At 60.1% G+C, this 15,578-nt stretch carries 15 protein-coding genes and 1 pseudogene; all 16 read right to left on the reverse strand.

Translation table 11 applies throughout. From position 1 onward, the window contains the following. Positions 1–12 precede the first annotated feature (12 nt). The 16 genes and pseudogenes from ACZ5KU_RS16575 to ACZ5KU_RS16650 all read right to left on the reverse strand — a co-directional run bounded on the left by ACZ5KU_RS16575 (position 13) and on the right by ACZ5KU_RS16650 (position 15,527). Entirely contained in the window at positions 13–666 is a 654-nt protein-coding gene (locus ACZ5KU_RS16575; protein WP_464735846.1) for a hypothetical protein, read from the reverse strand. 328 nt (positions 667–994) lie between these two features. Beyond that, positions 995–4,090 carry a TipJ family phage tail tip protein gene (locus ACZ5KU_RS16580; RefSeq protein ID WP_464735847.1) on the reverse strand — a complete coding sequence of 1,032 codons (3,096 nt, stop codon included), beginning with the start codon at positions 4,088–4,090 and terminating at the stop codon, positions 995–997. A gap of 61 nt (positions 4,091–4,151) precedes the next feature. Next, positions 4,152–4,730, reverse strand: a complete 579-nt coding sequence (locus ACZ5KU_RS16585; protein WP_464735848.1) for a tail assembly protein — start codon at positions 4,728–4,730, stop codon at positions 4,152–4,154. A 9-nt stretch (positions 4,731–4,739) separates the two neighbouring features. Then, complete coding sequence (locus ACZ5KU_RS16590) at positions 4,740–5,504, reverse strand: C40 family peptidase (protein WP_464735849.1); 765 nt, start codon at positions 5,502–5,504, stop codon at positions 4,740–4,742. Positions 5,505–5,507: 3 nt separating this feature from the next. Further along, the gene (locus tag ACZ5KU_RS16595) at positions 5,508–6,191 is read right to left on the reverse strand and encodes a phage minor tail protein L (RefSeq protein WP_464735850.1); all 684 of its coding nucleotides are present in this window, start codon (positions 6,189–6,191) and stop codon (positions 5,508–5,510) included. A gap of 24 nt (positions 6,192–6,215) precedes the next feature. Beyond that, on the reverse strand, positions 6,216–6,590 hold the full coding sequence (locus ACZ5KU_RS16600; protein WP_464735851.1) for a hypothetical protein: 375 nt from the start codon (positions 6,588–6,590) through the stop codon (positions 6,216–6,218). Next, on the reverse strand, positions 6,587–8,365 hold the full coding sequence (locus ACZ5KU_RS16605) for a phage tail protein (RefSeq protein WP_464735852.1): 1,779 nt from the start codon (positions 8,363–8,365) through the stop codon (positions 6,587–6,589). Before ACZ5KU_RS16605 ends, ACZ5KU_RS16600 begins: the two co-directional genes overlap by 4 nt. Continuing rightward, entirely contained in the window at positions 8,362–8,697 is a 336-nt protein-coding gene (locus ACZ5KU_RS16610) for a phage tail protein (RefSeq protein WP_054064882.1), read from the reverse strand. The genes ACZ5KU_RS16605 and ACZ5KU_RS16610 overlap by 4 nt, the downstream gene beginning before the upstream one ends. A gap of 41 nt (positions 8,698–8,738) precedes the next feature. Beyond that, the gene (locus tag ACZ5KU_RS16615) at positions 8,739–11,798 is read right to left on the reverse strand and encodes a phage tail tape measure protein (protein WP_464735853.1); all 3,060 of its coding nucleotides are present in this window, start codon (positions 11,796–11,798) and stop codon (positions 8,739–8,741) included. A gap of 2 nt (positions 11,799–11,800) precedes the next feature. Continuing rightward, positions 11,801–12,118 (reverse strand): DUF1799 domain-containing protein, encoded by a 318-nt coding sequence (locus tag ACZ5KU_RS16620; protein WP_464737416.1) that lies wholly within the window; start codon positions 12,116–12,118, stop codon positions 11,801–11,803. Continuing rightward, the gene (locus tag ACZ5KU_RS16625; RefSeq protein WP_464735854.1) at positions 12,115–12,495 is read right to left on the reverse strand and encodes a phage tail assembly chaperone; all 381 of its coding nucleotides are present in this window, start codon (positions 12,493–12,495) and stop codon (positions 12,115–12,117) included. The genes ACZ5KU_RS16620 and ACZ5KU_RS16625 overlap by 4 nt, the downstream gene beginning before the upstream one ends. Positions 12,496–12,504: 9 nt before the next feature. Continuing rightward, positions 12,505–13,158, reverse strand: a complete 654-nt coding sequence (locus ACZ5KU_RS16630) for a phage tail protein (protein WP_464735855.1) — start codon at positions 13,156–13,158, stop codon at positions 12,505–12,507. A 39-nt stretch (positions 13,159–13,197) separates the two neighbouring features. Further along, positions 13,198–13,625, reverse strand: a pseudogene (locus ACZ5KU_RS16635) (phage tail terminator-like protein). Beyond that, complete coding sequence (locus tag ACZ5KU_RS16640) at positions 13,622–14,278, reverse strand: hypothetical protein (protein ID WP_464735856.1); 657 nt, start codon at positions 14,276–14,278, stop codon at positions 13,622–13,624. The pseudogene ACZ5KU_RS16635 and the gene ACZ5KU_RS16640 overlap by 4 nt, the downstream one beginning before the upstream one ends. Next, positions 14,275–14,646 carry a hypothetical protein gene (locus ACZ5KU_RS16645; protein WP_464735857.1) on the reverse strand — a complete coding sequence of 124 codons (372 nt, stop codon included), beginning with the start codon at positions 14,644–14,646 and terminating at the stop codon, positions 14,275–14,277. Before ACZ5KU_RS16645 ends, ACZ5KU_RS16640 begins: the two co-directional genes overlap by 4 nt. 377 nt (positions 14,647–15,023) lie before the next feature. After that, a complete protein-coding gene (locus ACZ5KU_RS16650; protein WP_464735858.1) occupies positions 15,024–15,527 on the reverse strand; it encodes a DnaT-like ssDNA-binding protein in 504 nt (167 codons plus the stop codon). Between the last annotated feature and the right edge of the window lie 51 nt (positions 15,528–15,578).

Below are 15,578 nucleotides of genomic sequence, written 5' to 3' on the forward strand. Positions count from 1 at the left end.
ATCGATTGAAACTCAGACGACGGGCTTTCCGAATATCGCAGGAAGAGAAAAGTAGAATGGGTTTTGAATAGCCGTCGTCGTAAACCTTAAAACGCCGGAAGCAAAGTCAAAAAACATGCCGGTGACCCTGGATGTATTATTCGCAGCCATCATCCACATCCTTGCGTTATTTATCATGAGATAGTCACCAGAACTCAAATCTAGAGGAACATAGTAGTAGTTGGTGTAATACCCCTGAGCGTCAACAGTTGAGTGGGTGTATGTCCAGTTCTGAAGAACTCTAGTGAAAACTGCCGCTGAATTTCCTGAATCAAAAATAAGTTTTCCGCCTGAGTCCCAAAGCCTCATCCCATAATCACTGACAGGAGACGCTTTAAAGGCAGCGACAAAAAGGCTTCCGGAACTGTTCGTGCCCGTGATCGTGACCCCCGTCCATGCACCAGGGGCGCCAGAGATGATGCAGCCGACAGCCACTGACCCGGAATTATTGTCAGGTTTCAGGAAAACCAGGGGCGGCTCCTGCGAAGGGATTGGCGCTGAGAACCCAACAGAACCGGCTCCTCCAGAAACCACGTATCTGCCCCTGTGAAATACGCAGAGCCTTGAGAACTCCGAATCTATCGACACGGCGCCAGAGTCATTCACAACGGACAGGCCATAGCTCATTAGTTCCACCTCATGACGATTAACCGCATGGTTGCCCAAGAAATACTGGGCCTATCCGGGTAGCCTCCTAGAAAATTTCTGCAATAAACAACATCGGCGCCCATCTGCGCCTCGAGCTGGCGCGCCGTTGTGCCATTGCCTGTTTCGTTGTTCATTGGCAGGACAAAGGCAACAGAATTACTTGGATTGCATCCCGGCACCGAGAAAGTTTTTGTGCTAGCCGACGAGTTTGCAAAAGACACAATCTCAGACAAAACAATTCTCCATGTAATTGTTCCGGTATCAAATAACAAGCTTCCGTCAGCGCCCCATATCCTTAGTCCATGGCTCATGCGCTGAGATCTCCAAGTTGAACCCGCTTTACACCTGCGGCGTCGTATACCTTCACTGCCCGGTTTGTCATTGTCAGACGGCCTCCACCAGGAGTAGGCCCGTTGAACTCGATGTTTCCAGCCTTGTCCAGGCGCCAACCTTGCGTACCTTGGACATAGTCATCCGATTGCAGGTACTGCCCGATCTTCAGCATCGTGATTGAGCCGTCCTCAATGAATGCCGACTTGATGTACGCCTTGTTCCCTTCCACAACGAACGGATAGAAGACATCGGTCGTGTTCGGGTCGATGATCGCAAAGCGGCTGGCCGCGATCAGAACCTGGCTCGTTATGATCCCGTCATCGTTTTCAACGCCAACACCGATGCCTGCGAGATATGGCTTGCCGTCGACGGTGAGCTGGGTCTTGATGCTGTACATCGCCGCCAATTCGGTCTTCAGCGCTTCGACCTCGACCTGGGCTCCCCCACCAGACTCAATTTTCTCCAGCAGATGCTGGCTGAGCTGGGTCTCGGTAATCTGGTCGTTCAGATAGTCGAGGATCGGCCCGGCATCCGCCGACGATTGGCCGGTGACTGGACCGTAGAAGGCGCCGACGTTACCGATTCGGTCAACCAAGCGCGCCCAGAAAAAGAACCGCACGCCGGCGGCCAGCCCCATGATCGTCAGATCGGTCTGCGGGTATGCATAGTCGCCAAACTTGATCGCCTCGCTGATGTTATTTGTCTTGCTGTACCAGATCTCAGTGCGCTGCAGGTCCGCCGTGCTCAGCCCGGCGGGGATACCCCATTTCAGCTTGATGCCGAAGACGATCGACTCCGCAGTGAACGAAGACGGCACAGGCGGAGGCGTGGTCTTGCCGTTCAGCGCGGTCTCGGCCGACGTCGCGAACACAGACCCGATGTCGAGCGAGTTGATCGCCCGAACCTTCGCTACGTACCGGCCTGCGTAGATCCCGCTGACGTCGATAGACGTCGTGCCAGTGCGGCCCGCGAATATCCAATCACCATCGTTCTTGCGCCAGTACACCTCATAGGCAATGGCCGCCTCGGGCTTCTCCCAGGTGATCGTCATCACGCTGACGGCGCTGCCTTGGTCGACGAAGTGGTCATTACTGACCTCGACGTTTGCCGGTGGTGGCTGAACGCTAGGCGGGATGACAGTCACTGGTGGCCGCTCGATCCGCGTGCCGTTGTCGATCGCGCCATACTTGCTCGGGCTGTGCTTCACGCCCGTGATCGTGAACTTGATCTCCGAATCTGAGAAATCCTCGGCAACCGACATGACACGGAAAAGCTGGGTGGCCAGGGTAGTCGAGTCGATCGCCCACATAGAGTGGGTTGGCGGTAGCTCGTCGAGTTCTTCAGCAAGAACAACCTGCTGAACCTCTGACGGGAACCCAGTGGTGTCCAGGGTCACGGTACCGTTGTCCCACTTGATACCGTTCTGGTCCCATGTCAGCGGGTAGCCGGAGGACTTGATCTTGCGGGAGACGGCCTTCCCGGTGGGCATGATCAGTGTGATAGTGTCGCCAGGGTACGCCGTCACATCGGCATCGAGGATCAGCGTGTCGAGCGTCGCAGAGCGCAGGCGTCCGCCGATGCGCCGGCCGGCACGGTCGTTGTCTGCGATGCGGATGATCTGCCCGGGGCGAGCCATTGCCCCATCCAGCCCCACCGAGAAAGAAACGCTCTCGGTTTCCAGGCGGTTGGTCAGCAGCGCCCATTTGCCGATGCGCTGGGCCTGGGCCTGGGACGTGCAGCCAGTAGCGGTCATTTCGGTTTGCTGGATGCCGTACCGTGCGATCCCGGCCTGGTCATCGACATACTCGACCTTCGGCCTGTAGAAGTCCGCCGGGTCGTTCCAGCTCACCAGTGCAACGGTGTAGCGGGTCTTCTTCGCAGAGCCGGTATAGCCGAACTTGCCGTCGATCACGTTCGCGTTTGAGTACGTGTATGCCGGATCTTCAGGGATATCGGCAACGGCCATGACAGAGCCGGCTGCCCAATAGCTCATGCCTCGGAACGTGGTGGCGAGGTCTTGCAGCACATCAAGGGCGTTGGCACGGGTCTGGAAGTAAACATTGCAGGTGAAACGAGGTTCGGTGCCGCCATTCCCATCCGGTACCAGCTGGTCGCAGTACTGGCCAATCCGGTACAACTCCCACTTGTCGACCTGAGCAGCGTTCAGCAGATGGCCCAGACCATAGCGAAAATGCAGCAGCAGGTCGTAGAAGATCCACGCCGGGTTGTCGGTCCATGCGGTCTTGAAGGAGCCATCCCACACGCCGCTGTACGTCCTTGTGTCGGGATCGTAGTTGCTGGGGACGCGGATTATCCGCAGGTACAGCTCAAACGCGCGTGTTGGAATCGATTGGAACTGCGATGCGTCGAACTGCAGGCCGATGATCGCCGACCCTGGATAGCGCATCTTGGCGTCGATGATCTCTGTGATCGCATCGATGTTCGTCGTATCCGCGATCAGGCCCGAAGTACTGTTTGGGGTCAGCCGGGTGACGCGCACCTGCCAGCCACTGCTCGCCTCTGGTAGGTCGATCCGATGGGAGCGCTCGTACTTGGTGGTTGTCTTGCCGCTGAACGCCGCAGACAGCACGGTCACAAACGGCCCATTGTCCGTCGACACCTCGATACGATACGAAACCGAATACCCGTTCGTGTCACCGTTGCTTGAGTTGGTCTGTGCCAAGCGTGGCGTAGAAAGCCGGATGCGGACAGCAGACAACTGCAGGTTCGTGACAGCGCGGGTCCAGGGCTGGCCGTAGCGCAGCTCGACACTTACGCCGATCTCGCTTTCGACAGCAGGGAAGCCGGCAATATGCTCTTGGTCCTGGCTGCCGTAGCGCGTGTCAAGGGTGACACCGCTGAAGTTGAGCGTTCCGTCGGCATTGGCCAGCGGCGTCTCATCGAGAAAGACAGACTGCATGCCGTTCACCAGGCCGCGGATCTCACCTTCGCTCACCAGGTCGAGAATGCGTGCATATGCGATGCTCTGCAGGTTGTCGGGAGCTTCAACCGCCGGGCGCGGCTTTGACTCGCCACCTTTGCTGCCGGCGATGAATGGAATTTCGATCATGACTTTCCTTCAGACGAAAAAAAGCCCGCTCGAGGCGGGCCTGGGTAGGTGACGAGGACAGTTACATCTGGTTCTCGGCATAGATACCGGCGCTGATCACAGCGCTACCGACAATCATCTTGCCGTAGCCGAGCGGTACCGGGTTGCCCTGGACGCTCGTATTCACGGCACCGTTGAAGCTGTAGCTCGGCCGGTTATTTGGGCTGTCCTGCGTGCCCAGGCCTTTTGCCTGCGGACTCAGCATCTGAACCACCCCGCCCAAAGCGAGCGAAATACCAACTGGGGCAAGCCCTTGAAACCCCGGAATAAATGACACCGCGATCAGCACCACGCCAATGATTGTCTGCAGAAGACCTGCGCGCTTCGACCCAGAGATAACCGGCACAATACGAACCACATCATGGCCAGTGGGCTTTCCAAGGTCATCCTCACCGATGTTCTCTTTTCCGTTGAAGATCGCGTATCGCATCCCTTGCCGGGAACTCTCGGCCATATGCTTCTCGAACCCAGGGAACTGCCGAAAATAGCCCATGATGTCCCTGAATCCGCCGGACGTCGTCATTCGATGGCGTCGGCCAAACATCCTTGCAAGCGATCCAGACAGCAGGACCGTCTGCATCTTTTCAGCTGATAAAGCCATTGCTCTTCCTCATTTTTCTGTATGCCGCCAGTAGCTGACGGTCACCTCTTGCCAGTATCCGCCGTACGGGTCGCGCTTGCTGTTCCGCCCATACAGGTGGTGCAGGATCGAGCCAGGCGCTGGGTAGTGATGCGGCTCGGTCTTCAGCACACCATCGGCAAGGTACACCCCGGCGTGATTCGGTACTGGGGACCGGATCTGCATCAGCACGATGTCGCCGTGCTGCAGTGTCGAAACCTTCTCGAAGCCGGCGGCCGGCAGGTTCTCCAGGTACAGGTTGCCGCCCTTGTCCCACCATCCGTCCTCGCGCTGATAACTGCCCAGATCGATGCCCATCTCCCGTCGGTAGAAGTCGAGGATGATACTGAGGCAGTCGTGCACACCGTGGGCGAACTTGCGGCCGATCAGCGGGGCCTCGTAGCCCTCGGGGGAAAAGCTGACCAGTTCACCGGCCAGCACCTGCTCAGCGTCGCCCTTCCGCACCTCGACGATATGCCAGGGCAGGCCGGAGGCCTCGCAGGACACCCGGTCGGCTTCGCTGGGCGTTGCCGGGAAGTCGGGGTGGCTGTGCACCACCGCAAGCACTTGGCCGCGATCCTCGGCGGCGGCGTAGTCCTCGGGCGCCAGGCGGAAGTGCTCGCTGGGCGTCGAGGCGGTGTTCCGGCATTCGACGTAGACCTCCCGACGCCCTTCCCTGATGACAAGGCCGCAGCACTCCCGTGGGTACTCAGCGATAGCGTGCCGCTCGATCGCGGCGCGGGTCGATTTGTTCATGGATCAGGTCCTGATCAGGCCGGCAGCCGGGAAGCTACCGTAGGGGAGCGGGTTGTTCGCGCCGAAACGCAGCTTGCAGCTACTCAGCCGACCGCCGCATTTATCCTTCGCGGCATCAGTGACGATGATGTCGTTCTCGTCGGCGACAGGCGGCCCGTTGTAGCCACAGTAAGGACCACGGTACCCGCCGCAGCTCAGCCACCAGCAGACATTGGCCACGATCTGCCGACGGGGAAGCTGCACGCCTTGGAAGTCCAGCGCGGTGGCAAGCTCGAACGACACGACCTCGTTGTCGTCGCCGGACTTGCGCTCGACGTACCAGATATCCGGCGGCAGTTCTTCTTCGGGGTCGGCCTCGGGCTGGCCATCGAGGTACTTGCCCAGTGTCCGGTGCCTGACCAGCTTGGCGCCCACCAGGTCCTCGAAGTACAGCACCAGTGCGGTGATGAAGCCGCCGACGTTGCCGACAGAGAGGGTTGGTGTGGGCTGGCTGCCCTGCCCCGTCATCTCGAAGCCTTCGGCCTTGATGGGCCAGGGCGAGTACTCGTTGCCCTGCCAGAAGATTGAGGCCTCCTGCGGGTAGCCGTGGAAGCGGTAAAGCTCAGCGCCCAGCATCGTGGCGTCGAGCTCGAAAAGCTCCACCCACGCGCCAGGCTCCAGGGTCTGGATATCTGCGGTAATCGGCATATTGGTGTTCTGGTGAGAGGTGTTTCAGGAGGGGCGAACAGGTCGCTGGGCCTGTTCAGGAAAGTCCGGCGACTCGTGCCACAGGCGAACCTTGGTGCGGTACTGGAGCCATGCTTTTCGGTCACCAGGCAGCGCGTCGTCAGCCTCTTCCTCGATCGCCAGCAACTGGTTCGCGATCATCGCCATTTCCGATGCCTGCCACTCCTCTTCGACGGCGGACGCCTTGGCTTTCAGGGTGGCCGGAGTAATCGCCCATGTGCCGTCAGGCTGCGCGGTGAAGTCCAGAGAATCGGGACCATCCGGGCGCTGGCTGGACATTTCGATCCAACCCTCCGGGCATTCCATGCCCGTTTCATCAACCCACATTTCAAAGCTGTCAATTCGACCGAAGACATTCATCCTTTCACCTTCCAGCACCGGACTCGCACCGGCAAGTTTGCTGATGTACTGCCGGAGTTGTAATCCGATGAGCCGCCGCCGTACTGATAGCCAACCATGCAGCCACCGGCCCCGACAACGGTGATCACGGTGTCAGCATTCTGGGACGCCCTGGTGCCAATTGCTGTTCCTGATGCTGTAAACCAGCCTGCTGAAACCCAATTGCCGCTGTACAGCAGTTGGGCTTCGCATATCAGCCGCTTACCAGGCCACGGACTAGGGTTTGTGTATCTGGCCCCGGCCGCAGTCAGTGCCGGCGAAGCCTCTGTGCCCCCGTTTGGGTAGATCACCGTGAAATCAATAGTGTCTAGCTGCGCCTGCTGCGTACTAACCTGCGTAGCCAGCGCCTGAACATCCACGGTGCCTGCGTTTGAAGCTCCGCCCGACCCAACAATGCACCAAATAACGGTGACGTTTGTGGTTCGCGTCTCACTACCTGTGTTTGTGATCCACTTAGTGTTGTCAGGGGCAGCGTCAACGGGCGTTGCCTGGGCGTTTGCATTACCGATACGGGGAAGTACGGCCGTTGTGTTCGCGGCGTTTGAGATGAACACACTCGTAGTGCTGGCAAACGCGTTGTTTGCGTATTTCATCGGCCCAAGCTGGTCAAGTTGAAACAGCCCTGGGGTACCGGCCGAGTTCTTACCGAAGCCACGTAGCACTGCCGCTGCCGGAGTATTCCCGTCAGAGTACTTGCCGTTCGGATCAGGCATGCGGAACGTGGTGGCCCCGTCCCCAGAAGACGGGAGGCCACGATTCAGATACGGGGCGGCTAGCCAGTTGGCATCGGTGACAGCGTAGGGCGCGAAGAGAGCCCAAAGATCCGGCCAGGTAGCTCGATTGAGCAACTGACCACTGGCCTGGAGCCAGCCGGACGGAATCGACGCCTCGGGCAGATACCAAGGCTGTAGAGAGCCAACAGGAAGCGATGCGCCACTGGTGGCCTCCTTATAGGTCCCGTCATCAGAAAGAAACTTCGGCTTTGAGCCCAGGGCTGCAGGCGCTGGAGCAAGCCCTTTGGTGCCCGCCGCTGACGCCGTAGCACCGACCATCGGCGCCGTGTAGAACGAGGCTGGCTGGCCGTTCAGCTTCGCAGAGTCCGCCGCAGTATCGCCGACCCCAAGCTTCGCATTGATCTGGCCCTGGAGCTTGGCGAAGGCCTGCAGGACCGTGTCACTCGCGAGGATCGCGGCATTGACAGCAGCGCCCAGGCCGGCGAGCAGCGTCGAGCGGACCCGAGCAGCGGTGAAGTACTGGTTCGTCGTGCCCTCAGGCACCTGATCGGTCGACCCAGGCGATGCCGGGATCAACACGAATGCGGTACCGCTCCAGCGATATTGCCGGGTCGGGTTCGTCGGGCTGTCGCCGCCATTGATTGCGATATAGATCTTCCCGGTCTCGCCGGTAGCCGGGAAATCGGCCAAGGTCGGGTACTCGAGCACGTCGTCGACGTAGCTCGGCAACTGGCCGGCAGGCACCGTGCCGTTGACGAGTTGCGCGACAGATACGCCAAGGGCAGATCCAGGCACCGCCGCATCTGCTTTCGACCGCGCCGCATCTGCGGCTGACTTGGCGGTGGCCGCATCGGTAACGCCCTGGTCAGCCTTCGCCTGGGCTGCCGCGGTGCGGGTATCAAGCTCGGCGAAGTTGTCGTTGATGATCTGACCGCCAGACCGCAGGTCCTGGCCGGTGCCGTCGTTTGGCGCCGAGCCGATGTTGATCGGATTGATAGTCATGGGTGAAATGCCTGATCGAAGGTGGCGGTTAGCGAGTACGTGGTACCGCTCATAGGCTGCGGCTGATACTGGTCACAGCGATAGAGCACCGTTTCGCCAAAGGGGTTTTTCCAATAGAAGGCCTTGTGGCCGGCATGCCGATCGAGGAAGTCCATAATTTCCTCGATTCGCTTTTTCGTACCAGTGAACTTCAGTGGCCAGGACTGCGTGCGGTTGTTGATACCGTCGGCGGCCCGCTGCTCATATCCATCGCCAAACTTGGCCGACTTCGTGCGAAACGAAATGGTCGGGGTTGTGTTTCGTTCAGGGCCCCAAGTGAATGTCTCGGCCATGTTTACTCCAAAAAGAAACCCGCCGAAGCGGGTGCAATAAATTACCTACGCCCTCTGATGGCCATGTATATCTGGCCACCTGGCCGGAGATCCTTGGCAATCTGTTCCTGGGCACCCTGCTTGGCTGACTTGGCATAGGCCTGAGCAAGAGCCTGGCTATCTGCATCACTGGGGCTTCCCTGGCCGTCTGGCACAGAGAAGTTCTGCTGGATGATCACCTGGTTACTGCTGGATGCGCCCCCTCCACCAACAGTGCGCACGCCAAGAGCGCCGCCGGCGGTACGTGTGAGCGGCATAATTGCCTCGTCCCCGGCCTCGCCCATAACCCCAAGCTTTCCGTTTGCCATACCGAAGGCCGTGGGCTTGCTGACGATGCTGTTTGTGAACGCACCGCCGTCGGCGAACAACTGCACGCCGTTGGACCAAGCGCCGCCGTTTGCCTGGAAGTAGGCCGAGGAATAGCCAGCAGCCGACGCGCCAAGGCTCGACGATGTTGCCCCTGCCGAGCCGGCGGCTAGTCCATTGGCGCCACCCCCGAAATACGAGCCAAGCGCCGTAGAGGCAAAGCCGAACAGAGCACTCAGCCCAGACGACGCCGCCTTCCTGGCCTCGATACGCACCATGTCGGCAATCACCGATTTCGCGAAGTCCCCGAAGGAAGCCTTCCCGGTCATAGCGAAATTCACGATCGCATCCTCCATCGAGGAAAAGGCGTTCGTGAAAAGGCTCTTCGTCTGCCCAGCAACATCCCGGGCACTTTCCAGGTAGTTCTGCCAGGCCGAGGTCGCCCCAGCCCGCCAGTCGCCCTGGGCAGCGGTCATGTCGTCGTAGTTGGCGACCGTAGTGTCATGCAGCTTCTGCTGGGTCGCTTCCAGCGCCTGCAGCTTCTGCGTGTACTCCTCGATGCTCATGCCGCGGGAGCCGTCGCCGTACTGGTTGGCCAGGTCCAGCTTCTGCTGGTTGATCCGGTCATCAATGGCGTTCTGCTGCTCCTGCAGGGCCCGCTGCCGATCACCGAGGCCGAGACCACCGGCGGCGCGCAGGCCCTGCTGGCGCAGGGTATCGACCTGCGCTTGTAGTGCAGCGGTGTAGCTCTCCACCGCCAGGGTCTGCTTGTCTAGCCGGCCCTTCTCTTTCGTGGCCAGCACTTGCTGCTCGCTGTCGGCATCCTTCTGGGCCTTGAGCATCGCAGCTCGAGCGTCAGCGATCTTCTGGTCGAGCTGAATGCTCTGTGCTGCAGTAGTACTCTTCTTGCCCTTGGCGGCTTCCAGGGCGGCAATCTCGGCCTCGTAGGCTGCAGTGACTTCGTCCCGCTCGTTGCCGATCAGCGCCTCACGTTTCAGCGCGTATTCGGCCTGGGAGATGAGCCCGGCCTTTTGGGCTGCATCAAGCTGCTTCTGAGCGTTCTTGTACTCATTGACGATGCCGGCCAGGTTGTTCTTCGAGTCGTTGAACGCAGTTAGGTCAACCTGGGCTGAAGCAGTCTTCGGGTCCTTGAACTTGTCGTTGATGTTCGCAATGTTCTTGTCGATGACGCTCTGCTTCAGGCGCGCATCGTTCGGATCAGTCTTGCGAATGTCGTCGAGCCAGCGCTTGTACTCCTTCACCGCCTCGGTGCGCTTCTGCTCGTTGGTCCATGAGGACTTGGCCAGCGCGTCGACCTTCGACATTGCGTCGATTGATGCAGCCTGGGCCTTAGCCTGGTCTCCCTCCCGCTTGGCGGTCTCCTCTATTGTGGCTTTCTTTTCCTTCAGGATTTTCAGCTGACTCTGGTAGTAATCAACCATCACCGCCTTGTTCTGAAAGAGGCCTACCTGACCACTCTCTGCCCGGGCCAAGTTGCGCTCAGCCTGCTCGATATCCGCGCTGATATCGGGGCGCCCGATGTTCTTCAGGCTATCCGCCGCCCGGGCAACCTGGAGATACCCCTTCTCCCAAAAGCTCAGGTTTTCCAGGATCTTCGGCGTGCGCTCGTTGATCGCATCGGCGTATGCCTCGGTTGCCAGCTTCACCGCGCCGGCGTGGTCGCCCTGCCTCTCCAGGGCTTCAATCTGCGAGTAGACCGAGGCGGTGAGGTAGTGATACTGCTCGTTGAGGGCTGCTGAAGCCTTCACGGGGTCGTCGGCGATCTTCTTGAACTCGGCGATCGTCTCGCCTACGGCGGTACCGGTCGCTTCCTGCATGCCCACGGCAGCCTGGGCAACCAGGGCAAAGCTATCGCCGGCAATCTTCCCTTCGCCAGCAAGCTGGGCCAGCACGGCTGCCGCCTGGCCAGTTGTCCCAACTACCGCCCCTACCTGCTTGGCCATATCGCCTAGCTGGCCGGCACTCAATCCGGCGTAGCTGCCAGACAGGATCAACTCCTTGTTGAACTTGGTAGCCTCGGCCTTGCCCTGGACGTAGCCGTACGCCAGGGACCCCAGTGCCGCCACCGCAATCCCAATCGGCGCAGCAATCGCGGCGATCTTCACCGCCGAGGCGCCGGCATTCGCACCGATCTCAAGGAAGTTGTGAGCGGCTACGCGGAGGTTTCCCTCGGCCAGGGCATTCCCGAGCTGAAGCACGTTCTCGCGGGCGGCCTTGGTGTTCAGGCCCAGGCCGGCAACGGCAGACCCTGTTTTCTCGAACTCAGCGTACTTGCCGTCGATCTTCTTCAGGGCGGTGTTGTACTGGTCCTGGCTGATGCGCCCGGCATCCAGGTGCTTACCGAGCTGCTCGACCTGAGAGTCGAGCTTGGCCAGGGCTGCCCTGGACGGGTCGATAGCGCCGAGCAGGCTGTTCAGCGCCTTCTGCTCGTCCTGGGTGGACTTCGCCAGGGCCGCCTGCTGCTTGTCCAACTGCCCCGTGATCTTGGCGAATTCGGCCTCGCTGTAGGCGCCGGTCTGGGTCAGCTTCGCCAGCGATTCGCGCTGTTGAGCCAGGTCCTGGGTGGACTTCGCGCCACTTGCAAGCGATTTCTCCAGAGCCTGCATTTCCCCCATCAGGCTCGCGGCCGACTGCTCGGCCCGGGTGCCCGCCTGCGTCAGGCGGTTGAGGTCTTCTGCGGCGCCGGCAGCCTCCTGCGAGTCGACCCGGATCCCGAGTTCGGCAATGGTGCTCATGGCTACTCCAGTGATTCGGCCATGACGGCCAGGGCCTCGATTTCCATGATGCGGATATCGGGAAAAATATCGGGGAGCTCACTGCGCTTGATGCCAAGCATCAAGGCGGTGGCAGGTATTGCGGTGTAGTCCAGGCCGGATGGGCCTCCTTGCCCAATGCGCCACTGGGTGCCCATTGCCTCGAACAGGCGGAAGGCTGGCCATGCATCCGGCCAGACTTCCACCTCAACGTCGCCAATGTCGGCAAGGGTGAGCCCAAGAGTTGCCAGTTGCTCGGCGGACGGAGCCCGCTCGTAGCAAGCCCTGGCCGCCGCGATCAGTTTCCCAGGCGGGCCTGCCTGTAGGCTGCCTGGTAAGCGTCGATCACCGCCTGAGGGGCGCCAGTGCAGGTTTTCACCAGTTCAGCGATCGCTTCGTCGGTGAATTTATCGTCAAACGCCCAGCCGACAACGATGTCCTTGATCTGGCGTACCTGCTGCTTGATCTGCGACTCGATCACCTGCTCCAGGGATGCATCCTCGCCAAGCTCCTGGCTCGACTCCTGAATATCTTTCTGCCAGGAGTCATAGAGCTTCGCCAGTTCGGTGCGATTCAGGTAGCGGAACTTGAACTCCACCGGCACTGGGTCACCGCCGATACGCGGGATCTGAACCTCGGCTGCGAACGTCGGATTTTGCGCGATCTTGATCTTTGCCATGAGGGCTCCTTACGCGGTGTAGCGAGTCGGGCGACCGGACAGGCCGACGCTGATGGTGCGGGTCATCAGGTTGTTCCGCTCCATGGTCGGGGTGCTGGTGATACTCACATAGCCGGGCATCAGGATCTGGCCGCCGCCGGGCAGCTTCAGGCGCATGACTGCCAGTTCCTTGGCGTCGTCGTAGCCCTCCACCACCGAAACATAGGCAGCCGATGGCTGATCCTCGACCGTCACGGACACGCTGATCGGGTTCCGGTTGGTCGGGAACTGCAGGTCGTCGTCGTTCTCCAGATAGCCGACGGTCAGGAACTGCTGCTCGCCGCCGGATACAGCGAACGCGGTGACCTTGGAGATTTGCGTCCAACCAGATACCGGGATGACCGAGCCAGCGCCTGCGCCGGCGGTGAAGCGATCGGTATTGGTGGTGTCCAGGCCGGCCAGGGCAAAGGCATCAGCGACAACACCGGAAGCCTTCGCCGCGCGGTCGTTGATCAGCGCCCAGCCGGAGTTGACCAGCAGGATGTCATCCGCCTCGATGCTGTGGCCTACCGCGCTGGCCACCGGCGGCTTGGCATTGGTCAGGGCGGTGAATGGGACAGCGGTGCCCATTACGCTGGCGATTTCCAGCACAGAGCCGTTCGGCAGCGGGATGCGTGCAGCCATGGTGTGTTTCCTCGTAGTTGCCCGCCGGGCGGCGGTTGGTTATGCCCCAGCGGGCTGTTGGTCTGCTTCACCCAGGTAGGCGAAGCTGGCCGGGACCGTGTAGGTCGCGGATTCGGTGATTGTCGGGCCCTGCTCAACAGGGGAAGTGGTAATGCCTTCGAAGCCGTTGCGGCTGAGGACCGTGTCGCAGGGAAACAGGGCGCTCAGCTCGTCGATCAAGCTCTCAGCCTGGGCCAGCGGCTGGGCCACCGGGCATACGATGCTGACCTGGTAAACGCCGGTGTACTCGTAGGCCTCCCCCCCAGATAACGGCATGCAGTGCCCCCTGGAAGTAGAAACGGCTTGAGGTAGGTCTCGCCCTGGTTGGGCGTGAAGGCGACATTCGGATAGGCAACTCGGATCGGGCGTGCAGCAGCCCAGGCCGCCAGCTTGATCTCGATGGCTTGGCGTGCTCTTGCGTGGCTCATACCTGGTTGTTCCTGATGGCTTCTTCAACGATCTGCTGAAAGCGGGCAACAGTGATACGAACCATGCCGCCAGGGGCCTGGGTCGAATGCCCATACTCCAGCGGAATGGCATAAGGGAGATTGTTCACGATGTAGGCGATCTGCCCTGCTGTCAGTGACTCGACCTGTCCCCTCAGCAGCGCAATTGTCATTCGTCCAGAAGGGTCGACGTTGTCCAGTACACCGTCTGCCGGTGCGCCGACAGAGAACTGCCAGTTCCCACGGAAGCGACCGCCGACATAGTCCTTTCCGGCGACCAAACCATTTACATTGAAGTTCTGCTCGCGCTCTGCCTTCGTCAGGGGCTTGGCGTATTTGATCCCGCGCCGCAGCTTCCCGGACTTGGTGAAGTTCGATTCGTTGAGGTTGATGAGCGTGTTGCGCACTGCGACTTTGAAGTCGTAGTCATCGGCTGCCCGGGTATTTGCCTGACGGTGAGCGACGTTCGCCGCCCATATCTCTGGGTTGCCCACTGGGGACATGCGGATAACGCTGCTGCCGATCTCAATGATGATTTCACGCAGGCTTGCGTCGATGGCCGCTTCGGCTTGGGCTGCAAACTCGGCCAGGCTCAGCGCGAAACTGCCCGACTGTCCGGCACCTGCGCGGCTCACGACCGCACCTGCAGTTCATACAGGATCGGCGTGCCGGCTGGGTTGATTTCCTTGAGCGGGGGAATGATCGACCAGGTGCTGCCCTGGACTACGACCTTGTCGAGTAGGCCCGGGATCCAGGCCAGGCCCTGCGCGGCGACCTTGAGTTTCTTGTCGCCCTGCTTGATCAGGCTGTTGTTCTGCAGCTCCAGGCCGGTGTAGTCGAGAAGGATGCCTTGGGCGGTCTGTTCGAGCGTGGTACCTGGCGTCTCGCCGCCGGTAACCGGGTCATACTCGCCGGGCTCGACCCGGCTGATAGTCACAGGCTGGCCGAACTCTGTGATCATCTCCAGAGCCATCACGGCCATTTCGTCGTAAAAGATAGCCATGACTTCTCCAGCAGATTCTATTCGGTAAGGTTTTTTCTACTTAAGGGGAACGCACGTATGCAAAAAAGGCCGAGCGCGGGAACTGTAACGGCAGACAGGACCACCAACCAATTACTGTGCGTATCGTCATAAAGCTTGTACGACATGACCATGTGAAGCAGCGCAATTACAGGAAGACCACACAATACGATTATGCGAAACCAGCCCTGACGCAAAATCTGGATACGCACTGATACTTTAAAAAGCAGTACTAGCCACAAACAAAGCCACTCCGTGATACCTATCAGGATAAGAGCGAGGGAAATTAGATCTATGAGCAAATTAAAAATCTCCACAAAGACTTACCTTCTTACAGAAAGCTTTATCCAGAATCCTAGCTAAGCCCTGACAACAAATAGCCCGCGCTTCTGCAGGTAGTCGGCAAACTGCGTGGCGCTAGGCCGGTCAGGTGCTGCAGGCAACAGCCGGTTGCTGGTGGAGGGGATCGCCGCATACTGGCGGGTGACCGCGCCCTCGACCCGTTCCAGTGTCACTGCGCCCTTGCGCTTCTCCACCGGATCGATATCGTCCTGATGAATCTCAGCCGCCAGGGCCATCTGGCCGTACTGGATCCTGGCCGGCAGGTAGTTGTCGGGCTTGAGCTCGTGATCGAGCTCTACGCCCCGCCGCGGCCAGGCCAGGGCCTGCTCGCTGCTGGCCTTACGTCCTTTCCACTTCATGCCGTCCATCGCCAGAGCGGCCCGGCGCAGCAGAGCCTCCATGGCCACCGGCTCGCCTGGGATGACCACGCCGAACTTCACGGCGTACATGGCCAGGTCCTCGGCGCTTGCATAGCTCTCGGCATCAGGCTTGCCGGTACCGTCCTCGATGATGAGTGTCATGCTTCAACTCGCTGAATTCGTTGGGAATGGCGGCCGCCGGGTTCCGGAAGC

It is taken from the genome of Pseudomonas sp. Tof1, assembly GCF_055390395.1.